This is a genomic window from Marinobacterium sedimentorum (assembly GCF_024267675.1).
Classification (GTDB): domain Bacteria; phylum Pseudomonadota; class Gammaproteobacteria; order Pseudomonadales; family Balneatricaceae; genus Marinobacterium_A; species Marinobacterium_A sedimentorum.
This window is the reverse complement of record NZ_JALDYX010000006.1, coordinates 63185-78401: the sequence shown is the minus strand read 5'-3', so window position 1 is coordinate 78401 and position 15217 is coordinate 63185. Positions and strand designations below refer to the sequence as shown.

General features: G+C 58.3%; 19 protein-coding genes and 1 tRNA gene. 6 read left to right on the top strand and 14 right to left on the bottom strand.

Features of this window, described 5'->3' with window-relative positions:
* Positions 1–613: 613 nt before the first annotated feature.
* The 3 genes from mtnN to MRS74_RS07705 form a co-directional block, all read right to left on the bottom strand.
* On the bottom strand, positions 614–1372 hold the full coding sequence (gene mtnN / locus MRS74_RS07715; RefSeq protein ID WP_254579698.1) for a 5'-methylthioadenosine/S-adenosylhomocysteine nucleosidase: 759 nt from the start codon (positions 1370–1372) through the stop codon (positions 614–616).
* Positions 1373–1632: 260 nt separating this feature from the next.
* The gene (locus MRS74_RS07710; protein WP_254579697.1) at positions 1633–2367 is read right to left on the bottom strand and encodes a pseudouridine synthase; all 735 of its coding nucleotides are present in this window, start codon (positions 2365–2367) and stop codon (positions 1633–1635) included.
* 41 nt (positions 2368–2408) lie between these two features.
* A tRNA-Ser gene (locus tag MRS74_RS07705) sits at positions 2409–2496 on the bottom strand.
* A 119-nt stretch (positions 2497–2615) separates the two neighbouring features.
* On the opposite strand from MRS74_RS07705, the gene MRS74_RS07700 reads away from it, so the two are divergent.
* The 6 genes from MRS74_RS07700 (at position 2616) to MRS74_RS07675 (ending at position 5834) form a co-directional block, all read left to right on the top strand.
* Complete coding sequence (locus MRS74_RS07700; RefSeq protein WP_254579696.1) at positions 2616–3281, top strand: Bax inhibitor-1/YccA family protein; 666 nt, start codon at positions 2616–2618, stop codon at positions 3279–3281.
* 182 nt (positions 3282–3463) lie between these two features.
* Complete coding sequence (tusD, locus tag MRS74_RS07695) at positions 3464–3856, top strand: sulfurtransferase complex subunit TusD (RefSeq protein ID WP_254579695.1); 393 nt, start codon at positions 3464–3466, stop codon at positions 3854–3856.
* Position 3857: 1 nt separating this feature from the next.
* Positions 3858–4223 carry a sulfurtransferase complex subunit TusC gene (tusC, locus tag MRS74_RS07690; RefSeq protein WP_254579694.1) on the top strand — a complete coding sequence of 122 codons (366 nt, stop codon included), beginning with the start codon at positions 3858–3860 and terminating at the stop codon, positions 4221–4223.
* Positions 4224–4225: 2 nt separating this feature from the next.
* Complete coding sequence (gene tusB / locus MRS74_RS07685; RefSeq protein WP_254579693.1) at positions 4226–4513, top strand: sulfurtransferase complex subunit TusB; 288 nt, start codon at positions 4226–4228, stop codon at positions 4511–4513.
* A 1-nt stretch (position 4514) separates the two neighbouring features.
* Positions 4515–4850 (top strand): TusE/DsrC/DsvC family sulfur relay protein, encoded by a 336-nt coding sequence (locus MRS74_RS07680; protein ID WP_254579692.1) that lies wholly within the window; start codon positions 4515–4517, stop codon positions 4848–4850.
* Positions 4851–4904: 54 nt separating this feature from the next.
* A complete protein-coding gene (locus MRS74_RS07675; protein ID WP_254579691.1) occupies positions 4905–5834 on the top strand; it encodes an NAD(P)-dependent oxidoreductase in 930 nt (309 codons plus the stop codon).
* A gap of 45 nt (positions 5835–5879) precedes the next feature.
* Here the strand turns inward: MRS74_RS07675 and MRS74_RS07670 are convergent, their stop codons facing one another.
* The 11 genes from MRS74_RS07670 to pabC form a co-directional block, all read right to left on the bottom strand.
* Positions 5880–6299 carry a secondary thiamine-phosphate synthase enzyme YjbQ gene (locus MRS74_RS07670; protein ID WP_254579690.1) on the bottom strand — a complete coding sequence of 140 codons (420 nt, stop codon included), beginning with the start codon at positions 6297–6299 and terminating at the stop codon, positions 5880–5882.
* Positions 6300–6339: 40 nt separating this feature from the next.
* Positions 6340–7080, bottom strand: a complete 741-nt coding sequence (locus tag MRS74_RS07665) for a DUF1223 domain-containing protein (protein ID WP_254579689.1) — start codon at positions 7078–7080, stop codon at positions 6340–6342.
* Positions 7081–7158: 78 nt separating this feature from the next.
* Entirely contained in the window at positions 7159–8193 is a 1035-nt protein-coding gene (locus tag MRS74_RS07660) for an MBL fold metallo-hydrolase (protein ID WP_254579688.1), read from the bottom strand.
* 103 nt (positions 8194–8296) lie between these two features.
* A complete protein-coding gene (locus MRS74_RS07655) occupies positions 8297–8932 on the bottom strand; it encodes a class I SAM-dependent methyltransferase (protein WP_254579687.1) in 636 nt (211 codons plus the stop codon).
* A gap of 230 nt (positions 8933–9162) precedes the next feature.
* A complete protein-coding gene (locus MRS74_RS07650; protein WP_254579686.1) occupies positions 9163–10263 on the bottom strand; it encodes a malate dehydrogenase in 1101 nt (366 codons plus the stop codon).
* 218 nt (positions 10264–10481) lie between these two features.
* Positions 10482–11258 (bottom strand): TatD family hydrolase, encoded by a 777-nt coding sequence (locus MRS74_RS07645; protein ID WP_254579685.1) that lies wholly within the window; start codon positions 11256–11258, stop codon positions 10482–10484.
* 29 nt (positions 11259–11287) lie between these two features.
* Positions 11288–11638, bottom strand: coding sequence for a PilZ domain-containing protein (locus tag MRS74_RS07640; RefSeq protein ID WP_254579684.1), 351 nt, complete (start codon positions 11636–11638; stop codon positions 11288–11290).
* Positions 11639–11660: 22 nt separating this feature from the next.
* Positions 11661–12671: a DNA polymerase III subunit delta' gene (locus tag MRS74_RS07635; RefSeq protein ID WP_254579683.1), complete on the bottom strand. Its 1011-nt coding sequence runs from the start codon at positions 12669–12671 to the stop codon at positions 11661–11663.
* Positions 12664–13305 (bottom strand): dTMP kinase, encoded by a 642-nt coding sequence (gene tmk / locus MRS74_RS07630; protein ID WP_254579682.1) that lies wholly within the window; start codon positions 13303–13305, stop codon positions 12664–12666. The genes MRS74_RS07635 and tmk overlap by 8 nt, the downstream gene beginning before the upstream one ends.
* Positions 13306–13308: 3 nt before the next feature.
* Positions 13309–14343, bottom strand: coding sequence for an endolytic transglycosylase MltG (gene mltG / locus MRS74_RS07625; RefSeq protein ID WP_254579681.1), 1035 nt, complete (start codon positions 14341–14343; stop codon positions 13309–13311).
* Complete coding sequence (gene pabC / locus MRS74_RS07620; RefSeq protein WP_254579680.1) at positions 14337–15182, bottom strand: aminodeoxychorismate lyase; 846 nt, start codon at positions 15180–15182, stop codon at positions 14337–14339. The genes mltG and pabC overlap by 7 nt, the downstream gene beginning before the upstream one ends.
* Between the last annotated feature and the right edge of the window lie 35 nt (positions 15183–15217).

The following is a 15217-nucleotide window of genomic DNA, read 5'->3' as shown; positions in this document are numbered from 1 at the left end:
GAACACAAATGGAGGACGCCAAGCTGTGAACACAGCGTTTCCGCCGTCCACCCAGGCTGCAACCAGCCCGCATGGATTTGAAGCGAGGGGCCTGGGAGCCAGGCACAGCGACTAGTGTACTGCTTCGCCCTAATGGGTGCTTATAGAGCCCGCCAATTCGTGTCCGGCAAGACGCCGTTCGCAGGTATAAGTGGGGCTCTTGCCAAGAGCGGCAACGCAGCAGGGCGCGAATTGGCGTGCTCCCTGCGGGCGAGCCGCCAGGAGGCCGTCCGCGGTGTTGCATTTCCTCGACATAGGCCCACTATGGCTTCGAAAATGCGCCGTGCGGTCAACCTCCTGGCGACTCGCTAAAAGCGCCTCTAAGAGCGAAGCAGTACACTAGCTTGTGAAAAGTGGTTCTATCTAACGCTTGGAACTAAGTGGAAAGAACCGTTTTAGCGGGGTCGCAGACCGAGGAGCCTGCGACGGCTAACAAAGAGCGCAAAAAATGCCCCCTCCTTACCGGAGAGAATCGGCTTTTCCGCACGCCTGCCCTGCATGGATGCAGGGCTCAGGCGGCATGCCCCAGCCGAGCAGATCAGCGTTAAGCCCGACAGGCAGCTAGGACAGCCTCCTAGGCCCGGGATCCTGCATGAGCCGAAAGGCTTTTGACGATGGCCATCACCATTTGCGCCGAATGAGTGGCGGCCGTTTCAAGAAACTGATCAAACGACAGGTTGGATTCCTTGCCGGCGATATCGGACAGCGCCCGAATAACGATAAAGGGAACATCGAAGCAATGGCAGGTCTGTGCGATCGCCGCAGCTTCCATTTCAACAGCCTTCATCGTCGGAAACAGCGCCCGGGTTTTGGCCACCCGGTCGGCGCAGTTCATAAAGCTGTCTCCGGTTGCGATCAGACCACGCACCGTCTTCATGCCCCGCATCTGACCGACACACTGCTCGGCAATCTGCGCCAGCAACAGGTCGGGTTCGAACGCAGCAGGCAAGCCTGGCACCTGACCGGGCTCATAGCCAAACACAGTCACATCGACATCGTGGTGCCGCACTTCGGTCGAAATGACGATATCACCGACCTCGAGTTGAGGATCAAAACCGCCAGCAGAACCGGTATTAATGACACAGTCCGGGGTAAACTGCTGCAGTAGCAACGCTGTGCTGACCGCAGCGTTGACCTTGCCAATACCCGATTTCAGCAGCACCACAGATTGCCCGTGCATCTGACCGGTAAAGAATGAATAGCCGGCGTACTGGTGTTCCTCGATCTGCTGCAGGGCCGATTTCAGCAGCTCTACCTCCTGATCCATGGCACCAATAATACCGATGCGTAATCCATCCTTTTGCTTGAGTATGTCAGCCAGCCGCGTGCTCATCTATCGTAACTACCGTTGTTCTCTGAGAATTATGTTTTGCGCGGGGCAAGAATACGTAATTTACCCTGCAGAAAGAATAGTGCAGACAGCTTTAATGCCGCCAGTGCGGATTATTTCTGCCCTGTTCGGAAAATTCGGCAAGCCAATAGAGCAAACGGGCACCTGATGTCGCCGAACAGCACTTCAAGACCCGCGTTTGAGACTACCGGGCAGAGCCAGGCAAGACCGCAGACGCTTGAAAACCACCAGGCCCGACGGCCTCAGCTCAGGTAAAGACCGTCCCAGCCAAAGCGCTGAAACAGCCGATCACAGGCGGCATCGACAGGACACTGCAGATTAACAAGCTCGCCGCTGACCGGGTGGGTAAACTCAAGTTCAGTTGCCATCAGCAGCAGACGGTGCAGATCGAATTTTTCGCGAAACAGGCGGTTGTGCTTGCCATCACCATGGGCGGTATCACCGACCAGCGGATGGAAAATATGCTTCAAGTGGCGCCGTATCTGATGCTTGCGTCCGGTGTGCGGCTTCACCTCTACCAAGGAGTAGCGCGCACTGGGATAACGGCTGACCGCGAACGGCAACTCAATGGTTCCCAGGCGGCGAAACTCGCTCTGCGCCTCTTTGGCCGGCTTGTCCGGGTCCGCGAAGGGGTCGGCTTTCTTGTCAAAAATCGGCTTGAGAGCGTAGTCGATCAGACCCGCTTCCGGTGTGTAGCCGCGGGTAACGCACAGATAGGTTTTGCGTACCTGACGCTCGGCAAAAGCCAGATTCATGTCATGGGCGACCTGTTTCTGCTTGGCAAACAGAATGACACCCGAGGTGGCACGGTCCAGACGATGGATGGTGTAGACAGTGTCCTGCAAATAATCACGCAGCAGGGCAACGGCATTGGGGGTATAGGCAGGCGCAATCCAGCTGGGGTGAACCAACAGACCCGAAGGCTTGTCTATAGCGACGAGGTATTCGTCCTCAAACAGGATCTTCAGCTCGGACATGGTGCTTATCAGACTCAGGCGGGATCCGGGAAGCAAGGAAATGGCGGTGGGGCAGGGATTTGAACCCTGGGAGCCTTTCGACTCGCCGGTTTTCGAAACCGGTGCTTTCGGCCACTCAGCCACCCCACCAAGTCTTGCGGCGCATAGTTTACGTGGAATTACCGGTAAGTCAAACAGTTGAAAGGCTTGTAAATTCATATATAAAGGGCATGATGTGCCTATCGGACTGAAATCAATCGAGGGAAACCATGCGTAACGTTCGTACCATCAATAACGATGCATACAGCTCATCCGCCCTGGCGACCAACAAGGTTTTGCGCAATACCTACTTTCTGCTGGGTATTACGCTGGCATGGTCTGCCATTATCGCGGGTGTTGCCGCAGCCATGGCCCTGCCCCGTCCGGGCCTGATCATCACACTGGTGGGCTTCTACGGCCTGCTGTACCTGACCGAAAAGAACCGCAACAGCTCGCTGGGTCTGCTATTCGTATTCCTGTTGACAGGCTTCATGGGCTATACACTGGGTCCGATCATCAACATGGTCATGGCCCGCGGTGGCTCTGAAATCGTCATGATGGCTCTGGGCGGCACCGCCCTGACCTTCTTCACCACCTCGGCCTACGCCCTCACCACCAAGCGGGACCTGTCCTTCCTTGGCGGCATGATGCTGGCGGGCTTTGTGGTGCTGATCGTCGCCGTCATCGCCAACATCTTCCTGCAGATGCCGGCGCTGGCACTGGCCATTAGCGCCATGTTCATTCTGTTCTCGGCCGGCGCCATACTGCTGACCACACAGTCGATCGTGCGCGGTGGCGAAACCAATTACATCTCCGCGACGGTTACGCTCTACGTATCCATTTACAACATTTTCCTCAGCCTGCTGCACATCCTGGGCGTCACCAGCGGCGACTGAGACCCTGACGCCGGTCACTGACCGGCAACAGGCAAAGCGACTGCCAAGCCCCGCTATCTTTGCTAAGATAGCGGGGCTTTTGCATTCTGAATCAGGACGTTGCTCGGTACAGCTGCGCCTTGCCATTGCGAACATGCATTTGCGCCAGTTTCACTTAACATGCTCTGTCCCACAGGTTGAAAATGATCTTTTCATTGCTGGTTTATGCCGCACCCCACAGCCACCAGGGCGCAGAAAGTGCGTATCGCTTTGCTGTTGCCTGCCTTGCCCAGGGACACAGCATTCATCGCGTGTTCTTTTATGGCGATGGCATTCATGGCGCCTCAGCCCTGGCGGCACCGCCACAGGACGAACCCAACCTGCCCGCCCGCTGGCAGGCACTGGCGCAGGCCCATGAGCTGGACCTGGTAGTATGCATCGCCGCCGCCGTGCGTCGCGGCCTGCTGGATGCCAATGAAGCACGCCGCTATGAAAAGCCCGGCCACAATCTGCATCAAGGCTTTGAGCTTTCCGGCCTTGGCCAGCTCGCCGAAGCCGCCATAGTGTCCGATCGAATGATCACTTTCGGAGCCTGACATGAGTACAAGCAAACGCTTTTTAGTGATTAGCCGTCGCCCGCCCTATGGCAGCAGTCATGCACGGGATGCGCTGGATACGGCGCTGACCACTGCGGTATTCGAGCAGCCCGTCAGCATGCTGTTTCTCGATGACGGCGTCTATCAACTGCTGCAGGCTCAACAACCTGCCGGCATCCAGCAGAAGAACCTGGGTGCAACGCTCAGCGCCCTGCCGATGTACGATATTGATCAGCTGTACGTCTGCGATAGCGCCCTGCGCAGCCGCGGACTGAGCCTTGACGACTGCCTGCTGCCGGTTCAGCTGCTCGACGGTAACGCCATTGCACAACTGATTCGCAACCACGATGTGGTACTGAGCTTTTGACCATGACCCTGCATACATTGAATCGCGCCCCCTCCGACACCGCCCTGCTGACTGACTGTCTGCGGGCCTGCAGCAGTGGAGATACCCTGCTGCTGATCGAAGATGGCGTCTATTGCGCGCTGGCAGAGCAGCCAATTGCATGGCCCGCCGGCGTTAATGTCTGCGCCCTTACCGCAGATGTCGCAGCACGCGGGCTCGACAGCCGGCTCGCAAGCAGCATCAGCCAGGTGGATGACGCCGACTTCGTGCAGCTGTGCTGCGAGCATGCCCGTGTCATCAGCTGGTACTGACATGACGCATCTGCAATTGAATGACCACAGCATTGAGCTGGACAACGAGGGCTACCTGCGCGATCTCTCGCAATGGTCCCCCCAGGTCGCCGAAGCCCTGGCCGCCGAGATTCCGCTGCAGCTGAGTGACGCCCACTGGGAAATACTCTACCTGCTGCGCGACTTCTACCAGCGCTTTGAACATGCGCCGGCCATGCGCCCGCTGGTAAAGGCCGTCAGCCTGAATCTGGGCCCGGAAAAAGGCCGCAGCATCTATCTGCTCAAGCTGTTCCCCGACAGCCCGGCCAAGCTTGCAGCACGGCTTGCCGGTTTACCCAAACCGACCAACTGCCTTTAACGCCATGGCGTCAACGTAGCGGTTTCCAACTTTAAGCCAGCAGTGACAACAACAATGAACAAGCCCCGTATCGCATTTCTTGGAATCGGCCTCATGGGCCACCCCATGGCCCTCAACCTCCTGCGTGCAGGCTATCCACTCAACGCCTGGAATCGCACCTTCAGCAAGGCAGAAGCCCTGCGCAGCCACGGCGCCACCCCGCACAGCCAGCCGCAGGAGGCCGTAAAGGACGCCGATATCGTTATCAGCATGCTGGAAAATGGTCCGGTCGTGGATGCGGTACTCTTCAGTGAGACGACACTGGCGGCGCTCAAGCCCGGCGCACTGGTTATCGACATGAGTTCGATTCCGCCGGAGCTGGCCAAGCGTCACAGTAGGCAACTGATGGAGCGCGGTCATGGCTATCTTGACGCACCGGTATCTGGTGGTACGGTCGGCGCGGAACAGGCCAGCCTGTCCATTATGGCCGGCGGCGACAAGGCCGACTTTGAGCGCGCCGGCCCGCTGTTCGCCTGCCTTGGCAAGGCCGCCACCTACATAGGCCCGGCAGGTTCTGGCCAACTGGCAAAGTGCGCCAACCAGGCAATTGTCGGCATTACCATCGGCGCCGTGGCAGAAGCGCTGCTGCTGGCCGCCCGGGGTGGTGCAGACCCGGCCGCCGTGCGTGAAGCCCTGCTGGGCGGCTTTGCCGCCAGCCGGATTCTGGATCTGCACGGACAGCGCATGATCGAGCGCAGCTTTATGCCGGGCGCAACGGCCCGCGTACAGCTCAAGGATCTGCAGACCATCCTGGATACTGCCAGCACCGAAGGGCTGCAGCTACCGCTGACCGAACAGGCCTTTGCCCAGTACGCTCAACTGGTTGAACGGGGCCTTGATAACGTGGATCACAGCGGCCTGCTAATGCAGCTTGAAGCGCTGAATGCGCCAGCCCGACTGAATGACAAAGCCACCAACAAGCCGGACGACACCCCAGACGCCTGATAACCGGTCATCGCCGGTGGCCATTGCCAAACGACGGTCTGCTACCTATTCGCCCTGCAGGGTAACAAGGATACAGCGACCGCCGCCCTGATTTCTGTGCTCGCCCAGATAAATGCCCTGCCAGATGCCCAGTGTTAAGTGCCCATCCGTCACGGGGATACTCAGGCTCGATCCGAGCAGGCTGGCTTTTACATGGGCCGGAAGGTCATCCGGGCCTTCGTCCAGATGCGTACACCATGCAGCATTTTCCGGTACCAGACGGCTAAAAAACTGCTCGAAGTCCCGCCGCACACTGGGATCCGCATTCTCGTTGAGCGTCAGCGACGCGGAGCTGTGCCTGATAAACAGATGCAACAGCCCCACCCGCAGGCGACCAAGCTCAGGCAGCTCACGCACTATTTCGTCGGTGATCAGATGAAAGCCACGCTCACGGGGTCGCAGCCGTACTTCCCGCTGAATCCACATCGTTATTCCTGTTTAAAAGAGAAAGCGCACTTAGATCCTGTTACAGACCAGCCTCAATATAACCACCGATCACCTGCAACGGTCGCAGGTCCGAGTCTTGGCTCACCCAGGCCACCAGCGCGGAACGGCTCTGCCCCTGATCAGGCATGGCACCCAGATCCAGTGACCAGTCGCCACTGCCTGACTCAAACCGATGATAATCGAGCACCACAAAGTCATGGGAAAGACTGCGCCCTTTGTTCTCACCCGCCCCGACCTCGGTCTGCAACCCCATGCCCAGGCGCACCAGATGCAGCGTGTTTTTACCCCGCTTGCCGGCCTTAGCGATACCGGCACTGTAACGCGCATCCAGCCGACCCGCCTGATAATCAAGCGCCAGGGCCCCGGCCGTCACCGGCGCCACCTGCCAGCGCCGCTGCCCCTGCAGCCAGCCGCGCCACTCCCGCCCATTCACCACCAGCCCAGGCGTGTACACTTGACTGACATGACCCTGCTGCACATAGGTGCGCTGGCGCTCGGTATAACGTGCGGACGAAAAGCGATCCGACCAACCCAGCCGATTCCAGTAATCGACGTGAAAGGCCACCGGGAACAAGCTGCGGAACAGCCTGGGATCACCGACCAATGACCGCAGCCAGGCATCGGCCGGAGGGCAACTGCTACACCCCTCCGAAGTATAAAGCTCCACTAGATCAGCGCCTTGCGGGCCGGATTTAAAGGTCTGTGCCTGCACTGCCCCGCAGAGCGATAACGCCCACACGCAGGCAATAACAATGTTCATCCCCGCTTCTCCTCAATCGCCCACGACTGCCCTCAGTCATTTTCAGCCAGCCTCAACCGTGGCCGAACAGTCAATTTTTCAGCCTGTTTTCTCCAGCGGATAGCCCGCCTCCTGCCAGGCGACCATGCCGCCATCCAGCGCCGAGGTGCGCAGAAATCCGAGCTCGCGCAGGCTAACCGCCGCCAGTGTGGAGATCTTGCCGAACTGGCACAGGGTTACAATGCGGCGGGTCGGATCAGGCAGCACATCATTGACCCTGAGTTCCAACTGTCCACGCGGCAGATTGAACGCCCCCGGTACATGCCCGGCATCAAAGGCCTCGCGTTCGCGCACATCCAGCACAATCAGATCATCGCTGCCGTCGCCAATCCGGGCCTTCAAGTCGACCAGCGAGACAAAGGGGGTTTTTGCCGCCGCCTCCCCCAGCAACTGTGCCACGCTCTTGCCGCCACTCATATTGATCCTCAGGGCTTCGGTCAGGTGCGTCGGCGCGCCCAGATCGAGGTGCTCCATCATGGCAATAAAGCCTTCGCGATCCGTATTCTGCAGCCTGGGATTGGTGGCCAGTTCCTCGGCCAGGGTGCTTGAGCCACGTTGTTTGTAGTCGTGGGCCGGGAATACCCGCAGAGCTGGATCAAGCTTGAGAATTCCGATGAACAGGCTGTCATAGAGCGCCCCAGCATCACCCGACGGCAGATCGGTCCGGCCAGTGCCACCGATCAGCAGTGTATCGCCGGTAAAAATCCGGTCATTCAGCAACAGGCACATGGAATCACGGGTATGGCCCGGTGTATGCCGCGCCTGCAGACGCAGATTGCCGACGCGCAACAGATCGGCATCCTGCAGGCGCAAATCGACAAAGGGCGCCGGACTGTCACGGTGCATCACCACCGGTACCTCCAGCCTTTTCGCCAGCGCCTGGGTAGCTGAAAAATGATCGGCGTGAGTATGCGTATCAATCACATAATGAATGCGCAGCCCGTCCCGGGCGGCAATCGCGAGATAACGATCAACCTGGCTGATTTCGGGGTCGATCAGTACCGCCGAACAGGTGTCGCTACAGCCCACCAGATAGGACTGACACCCGCCTGTTGCAACCTGCTCAAAGATCATTGTTGCCTCCCGCCTCTCGGGGTTTCTGACTACTACAACTTTAGTCGTCCGTGTCCGATGACAACAGGCCCAAGTGCAAAGCTGACCTCAGGAGGCTGCGGGCCTAACGTTGATAACTCAACACCTGACCACGAAACGGCTGGGACAGATAGTCGACTGACACCGGTGCCGCCTGGCTGTGACTGTAGCCCAGGCTGATCATTTTCCTGCTAAAGCGGGCATGATTGCCACGACCGGGGTCCACCAACACCACGGCACAGCTGGTCGCGGCATGCTGATCTATAAAGCCAGCCAGCATATCCACATGCTCATGCTCATACAGAAGATCGCTACCGACGATCAGATCAAACTCACCCAGCAGCGACTGCGGATCACCCCACCCGGTGCGCACAAAGGGGATGCTGCGCCCTGCATTCAACAGAACATTGGCACTGAGAAAAGCCGCCACCTCGGGATGATAATCGGTTGCGGTTATATCCGCCTGACGGTGATTCAGCACCAGACTGGCCAGCCCGATACCGCAGCCCACCTCCAGAATGCGCTTGCCGGCGATTTCATATTCAAACATAAGGTGAGCCAGTACCTGACCAGACGGCCAGACAATACCAAACAACGGCCAGGAGGCTGATGAAATGCCCAGATTTGCAGCCACCTGGTCAACATCAAGAAACTGCTGGTTATCTCGCAGGGAACGGATATGGATATCTACACCACCAAACTCCATAGTTTGGTATCGCACGCGCAACGCAGACATGGATGTCCCTGATCTTGTAAATGCGCAGTCGCATGGAAGGAATCCTGCACCCTGCGCGAAGGTCTTACAGTACTCCTTCTGCGCCACCCTGACTAATGACCCTTTTTTGTGTGCACCTCATGCCAGCCTACAAAAAAAGCGCCCGCCTCTTACTCTACGAGCACCAGGCGAGCGCTTTTGCGTATCAGGCTAGCAGCGCTGACGGAACCCTTACCTCATCCAATTCGGTTAGTGGTGAGGTATTTGCTCGCACCGTCCGGCCCTGTACCATCGGCGTACAGGGTCACGCCTGAGCGCAGGCAGATATTCAAATTCTCGTGTGATGCTGCAGTTTCGCTGGGCAAAAGATGCTCCACCATGGCCTTTTCTTCCAGCAACTCGACTTCGGTAGCGCTCATGCGCGCACGGCTAAACTCGTTGATTTCGAGCCCCTGCACGATCTGGTAGCGGCCGTAGTCACAACGCACAGGGAAGGAGTAGAAAATGCCTTTCTCGATGCCATAGCTGCCATCACTGACAATACCCATGCTGACAAACTCGCCGCTTTCGGTTCCCAGAACCCAGTCACGCATGTGATCGACGATACCTTGCGCCGCCGAGGCTGCGCTGGACTGGCCACGAGCCTTGATAATCTCGCCACCTCGAAACTGAATTTTGGGGATATATTCATCGGTGTACCAGTCGAAGCTGATCTGATCCATGGCGGCGCGATCCAGAACGGTCGCCTGATGCAGATCCGGGTACTGGGTCGGAGAATGGTTACCCCAGATCACGACACGGCGAATATCCCGTGGGCTGGCGCCGGTATGATTGGCCAGGATGCCGCGGGCACGGTTCTGATCAAGACGCGTCAGCGAGGTGAACTGTGACGGACTCAGATCCGGAGCGTTGCGGCTTGCGATCAGGGCATTGGTATTGGCCGGATTGCCCACGACCAGCACTTTCACATCACGGTTGGCGACCTTATTCAGCGCCCGCCCCTGGCGGGAAAAGATCTCGGCGTTAACTTCCAGCAAGTCACTACGCTCCATGCCAGGACCCCGCGGCCTGGCACCGATGAGCAACGCAAAATGGGTGTTCTTGAAGCCATCTTCGACATTGTCATGCAGTGTAATGGTATGGAGCAGCGAATAGGCGCAATCCTCCAACTCCATCGCAATACCGCGCAGCGCTTCCATCGCCTGGGGTACTTCGATCAGTTGCAAAATGACCGGCTGATCCTTGCCCATCATTTCACCGGCAGCAATCTTGAACAACAAATTATTCGCAATGCTGCCCGCCGCACCGGTAACGGCAATTCGTACTGGTCTTCTCATCTGGAGCTCCCATCTGGAATGCAGGAATAGTAAAGCCTGGTATAACTCTACTAGTACCAAAGTCCGATGGGTAATGTAAGTTCGCTAGCCGACTCTTTGATGACAAACCACGATGGGAGCCTGAACAGACTCAAATAAGGCTGCGATACTGCACTTGCAACATCCGCAGTGCTCACCCTGTAAAACAGTGCAAAGACCGCACGACCGGAGAATGAAACTCAGGCGGCGCGACGAAACAGCCGATAAAAGTTTTCACTCGAGGCGGCGGCAATTTCTTCCACCGATACGCCCCTTATATCAGCAATGCAGCGCGCCACTTCGCACACAAAGCGCGGCTCATTCTTTTTGCCACGGTGCGGCACCGGCGCCAGATAAGGCGAATCGGTTTCGATCAGCAGACGCTCCAGCGGCATTTTTCGCACTACGTCACGCAACTCAGCGGCATTGCGAAAAGTGACTATGCCGGAAAATGAAATGAAGTAATTCATCTCCATCGCCGCCGCTGCCATTTCCCAGCTTTCGGTAAAGCAGTGCAGCACCCCGGCCACGTCAGGGTCGCCGTGCTGTTCGATGAGTGCCAGGGTATCCGCCCGGGCATCCCGGGTATGCACGATCAACGGCAGCCCGGTCTGCGTGCTCGCCTGCAGATGATTCACAAAACTCGCCTTTTGCAGCGCGGCGGATTCCGCGCTGTAAAAGTAATCCAGACCGGATTCACCGATGGCAATGACCTTGGCCCGCGCCGCCTCTCGCACCAGGGCGTCAACCTCGACCAGACCTTCATCGGAATGCAGCGGATGCACCCCTACTGAGGCGTATATGCCATCGTAGGGCTCGATACTTTTATAGAGCGCGGGGAAGTCCTGCATGCTGACCGAAACGCTGAGCAGCGTACCGACCTGGCTGGCGCGGGTGGCCGCCAGCATGGCATCAAAATCATTGTTGTAAGGAGCAAGGTCGATCTTGTCGAGGTGACAGTGTGAATCAATAAACATCAGACGAAATAAGCTCGGGAGAAAATGGTTTACAGGGAGTGCGTGCGGCGCCCGGAATTGAGAGTACCGGCGAGGTAGGTTTCGACCTTACGCACAAGGGTATTATCGTCCGGAGACAGCTGTATGCCGATGCCCGGCACACGCCCACCCTGAGCGACCCTGGGCGTGACCCAGATAACCTTGCCGGTGACCGGCAGCTTGTCCGGTTCTTGCATCAGGCTCAACAGCATGAAAACTTCCTCACCGAGCTGGTAGGCCCTGGGCGTCGGAATAAACAGGCCCCCATTGGTAACAAACGGCATAAAGGCCTTGTACAGATCTTCCTTGGTTTCTATGGCCAAGGACAAAATACCATGACTGATGCGTGGCACTAAGGACATCGAGCTAAGCTCCCACTCAGTTTCATCTAACCAGCGCAGACCAACTCAACAATATCCGCTCCAGCAGCAATTGGCGGTTGGGGTTCAAGCGCTGCATCAGGCTGACCCGCTCAGTGTGAACCAGGTCAGAAAGTGCGTAAACGGTCTGAGCATCGGCTTTGCGCGACACGGCCCGCAGCATGTTATTTGCATCCAGATGGCGCAAACAACTTTCATCGCCAGTTTCCAGAACCCGCACAATATCTAAAAGCCAACCATACAACCATCCCAGCAAAAGCTCCAGATCTTCTTTGGCCAGCTGTTGCGCGACCTCCAGTGCCGAACGACGCTGTTTTAGAATATCGGCCAGACCCTCAATAAATTTACGCCGCAGCGCCATCAGATCCTGCTCAATATACTCGCGTGCACGCAGCGGCGACCCCAGACAGATACTCAGCAATTGATGCGCCTTGTCCGGCGTGATATTCAACTGTGTCGACAGCCAGGCCTGCGCCTTTTCCGGCTCAGGCAGATGACAGTCCACCCGCTGACAGCGACTGCGAATCGTGGGCATCACCTGGCCCAAACGATGCGTCACCAGCAGCAGTATGGTATCGCGCCCGGGCTCTTCCAGCGTCTTGAGCAGGGCATTGGCGGACGATGCATTCATCGCCTCCGCCGGTTCCAGAATCACTACCCGGTAACCGCCCTGCTGCGCCGTGCTGTGCAGGAAGCCGGTAAGATCACGCACCTGCTGCACCTTGATCGACTTGCCAGGCTCTTCCGGGCTCAGCTGGAACAGATCCGGATGGCCGCCGCTGTCAAACAGCACGCAACTGCGACAAGTACCACAGGCGGCATCGTCACCAGGCTTCTGGCACAGCAGATAGCGCGACAGCGCCTGCGCAAAATCCCGCTTGCCAATACCCATGGGGCCATTGAGCATAAGCGCATGGGGCAGACGCTGCTGCCTGTGCAGACGGGCTAAGTGTTCCCAGCGCTCGCGCAACCAGGGGTAAATCTCGGCGCTCCTGCGTACGGCAATCTCATCCATAGCGAAGTGCCTGCAGTCGATCCAGATGGGGCAACAACTGCTGGCGCACCTGCTCCATCTCGAGCGCAGCATTGATGACGGCAAAGCGCTCGGGCTCGGCCTCAACCCGCTGCAGGTAGCTTGCACGCACGCGCTCAAAGAATGCCTGCTTTTCCTGCTCAAAGCGATCCGGCATGGATCGCTTGCGGGCCCGCTCAAGCCCAAGCTCCACCGGCAGATCCAGCAGGAAGGTGCAATCGGGGCGCAACGCCCCTTGCACCAGAGACTCAAGCGTACGGATACGCTGAACATCAACCCCGCGACCACCGCCCTGATAGGCAAAGGTTGCATCGGTAAAGCGATCACAGAGCACCCAGCTGCCCCGTGCCAGCGCAGGCTTGATCAGTGCGGCTATATGCTGGGCACGGGCGGCAAACATCAGCAGCAGCTCGGCATCCTCACAGACGCGTTCGTCCCGCGGGCTGAGTAGCAGTGTTCGGATTTCTTCAGCCAACGGCGTGCCACCGGGCTCGCGACTGAGCACAACGTCGATGCCCCGCGCTTCGAGCTCACTGCGAATATATTTAATGTTGCTGCTTTTGCCGGCGCCCTCGGTGCCCTCGACGGTGATAAAGCGTCCTCGCATTGCGGTCATGATTCAGCCCTCCGGCGTCGAACGATAGTCTTCGCGCCGTTGCAGCTGATAACGCCGCACGGCGGAATTATGCTCCGACAGATGGGCCGAGAAATGGTGACTGCCGTCACCCTTGGCCACAAAAAACAGCCAGGGACCGGTTTCAGGATTGAGTGCAGCTTCGATGGCGTCTTTACCGACCATGGCGATTGGCGTCGGCGGCAGCCCCTCGATCACATAGGTGTTATAGGGCGTTTTCTTCAGCAGATCGGAACGGCGCAGATTGCCCTTGTACTCAGCCCCCATGCCATAGATCACCGTTGGGTCGGTTTGCAGACGCATGCCCTGCTGTAATCGGCGCACAAAGACGCCGCTGATGCGCGGGCGCTCCTGCGGCACGGCGGTTTCCTTTTCAATGATCGAGGCCATCGTCAGGGCTTCGTACGCAGAATCATAGGGCAACTCCGACTCACGCTTCTCCCACGCCTGTGCCAGGGCGTCATCCAGCGAGGCGCGGGCGCGACGTAACAGATCCAGGTCCGTCATGCCCCGCAGATACTGGTAGGTCTCGGCCAGGAACATGCCTTCCGGGTGTTTCTCCGGCTCCCCTAGCTGCGCCATGACCTCGCTGTCGTCCAGTTCACTCAGGGTCTGCAGCAGCACTGTATTGGCCTCCAGCTGCTCACGCAACTGCGCAAAGGTGGTACCCTCCACCACGGTGAAAAAATGACGCAGCGTATCTCCGTCAATCATTTTCTGCAGCAGGGCACGCAGCGTCAGACCCGGCTCCAGCTCATATTCACCGGCTTTGACCTGGTGCGCCAGGCCATGCAGACGCGCATAAATCCGCAGGAAAATCGGCCGCTGCACCAGATTTTCGGCCTCCAGCTCGGCAACAATCTGGTTGAACCCCTGCCCCCGCTCGATCAGCACCGTGCGGGGCTCATCCACCGGCAGCGGACTGTCGACATAGGCATTGATACGCTGCCAGGCGATGGCGCTCAGCAACAGAACCAGAAAGGCGCCGACGGCCATCAGGTTTATAGATTTTTTCAACACGCAAGATAATCCTTTGCTAGCAGCGATTGCAGCGCTCGAGTAACCGGACCCACCGACCAGTGGTGTGCGTCCAGTGTGACCACCGGCCAGATATCAATCAGGCTGTTACACAGCATGACTTCGTCCGCCTGTTCAAGTTCCGATTTACCAAAGCGCCCTTCAAGTACTCCGATCCCGGCGGCGGCGGCCAGCTGCAGCAAGCGCGTACGCACCACACCGGCCACACCACAGCGATCCAGCAGTGGCGCATAAAGACGTGTGCCGCGGACCCAGAGCAGGTTGCTCATGGTGCCCTCCACCACAAAGCCCTCGCTGTCACACAACAAGCCCTCGCGGATCTCAGGATCACCCCACTCACTGCGCGCCAGCACCTGTTCCAGCCGGTTGAGGTGCTTGATACCCGCCAGCCGAGGACTCAGCGCCAGGGTCATGTCACACCAGCGCACCCGCACGCCAGCCTGAGCAGGACTGTGCGGATACTCCGGCATAACAGAGAGCATTACAATGCGCGTCGGCGCCATACCGGCCTGGGGCAGATAACCGCGCCCACCGGCGCCGCGGGTTACCAGGATTTTGAGCACACCAAAGTCCTGCATGGCACAGAGACTGGCGAGGCGCTCCAGATCATGCTGCAAGTCGGCAAACAGCGTTGAGGCATCGATCGCCAGACGTTCGCACCCCCTGCGCAGGCGCTCCAGGTGCAAATCCAGCAAAAGCGGGCGCCCCGCACGCAACTGCACAGTTTCGAACAGGCCATCGCCGTAGGCCAGGCCACGGTCGGTTACTGTAACTGAGTCGGCCGGAACGCCATTGATCAGAGTGAAGGGAGACTTATTCATAGACGGGCACAGACTGCGCCCCTGCCCCGCAGGAC

Bases quoted from the DNA above. Each gene is read 5' to 3' on its own strand.
- tusB (WP_254579693.1), top strand. From the start codon at position 4,226: ATGACCCTGCATACATTGAATCGCGCCCCCTCCGACACCGCCCTGCTG.
- MRS74_RS07650 (WP_254579686.1), bottom strand. From the start codon at position 10,263: ATGAGAAGACCAGTACGAATTGCCGTTACCGGTGCGGCGGGCAGCATT.
- MRS74_RS07635 (WP_254579683.1), bottom strand. From the start codon at position 12,671: ATGGATGAGATTGCCGTACGCAGGAGCGCCGAGATTTACCCCTGGTTG.
- MRS74_RS07645 (WP_254579685.1), bottom strand. From the start codon at position 11,258: ATGTTTATTGATTCACACTGTCACCTCGACAAGATCGACCTTGCTCCT.
- MRS74_RS07680 (WP_254579692.1), top strand. From the start codon at position 4,515: ATGACGCATCTGCAATTGAATGACCACAGCATTGAGCTGGACAACGAG.
- MRS74_RS07675 (WP_254579691.1), top strand. From the start codon at position 4,905: ATGAACAAGCCCCGTATCGCATTTCTTGGAATCGGCCTCATGGGCCAC.
- tusC (WP_254579694.1), top strand. From the start codon at position 3,858: ATGAGTACAAGCAAACGCTTTTTAGTGATTAGCCGTCGCCCGCCCTAT.
- pabC (WP_254579680.1), bottom strand. From the start codon at position 15,182: ATGAATAAGTCTCCCTTCACTCTGATCAATGGCGTTCCGGCCGACTCA.
- MRS74_RS07700 (WP_254579696.1), top strand. From the start codon at position 2,616: ATGCGTAACGTTCGTACCATCAATAACGATGCATACAGCTCATCCGCC.
- MRS74_RS07710 (WP_254579697.1), bottom strand. From the start codon at position 2,367: ATGTCCGAGCTGAAGATCCTGTTTGAGGACGAATACCTCGTCGCTATA.
- MRS74_RS07670 (WP_254579690.1), bottom strand. From the start codon at position 6,299: ATGTGGATTCAGCGGGAAGTACGGCTGCGACCCCGTGAGCGTGGCTTT.
- MRS74_RS07665 (WP_254579689.1), bottom strand. From the start codon at position 7,080: ATGAACATTGTTATTGCCTGCGTGTGGGCGTTATCGCTCTGCGGGGCA.
- MRS74_RS07640 (WP_254579684.1), bottom strand. From the start codon at position 11,638: ATGTCCTTAGTGCCACGCATCAGTCATGGTATTTTGTCCTTGGCCATA.
- MRS74_RS07660 (WP_254579688.1), bottom strand. From the start codon at position 8,193: ATGATCTTTGAGCAGGTTGCAACAGGCGGGTGTCAGTCCTATCTGGTG.
- tmk (WP_254579682.1), bottom strand. From the start codon at position 13,305: ATGACCGCAATGCGAGGACGCTTTATCACCGTCGAGGGCACCGAGGGC.
- tusD (WP_254579695.1), top strand. From the start codon at position 3,464: ATGATCTTTTCATTGCTGGTTTATGCCGCACCCCACAGCCACCAGGGC.
- mtnN (WP_254579698.1), bottom strand. From the start codon at position 1,372: ATGAGCACGCGGCTGGCTGACATACTCAAGCAAAAGGATGGATTACGC.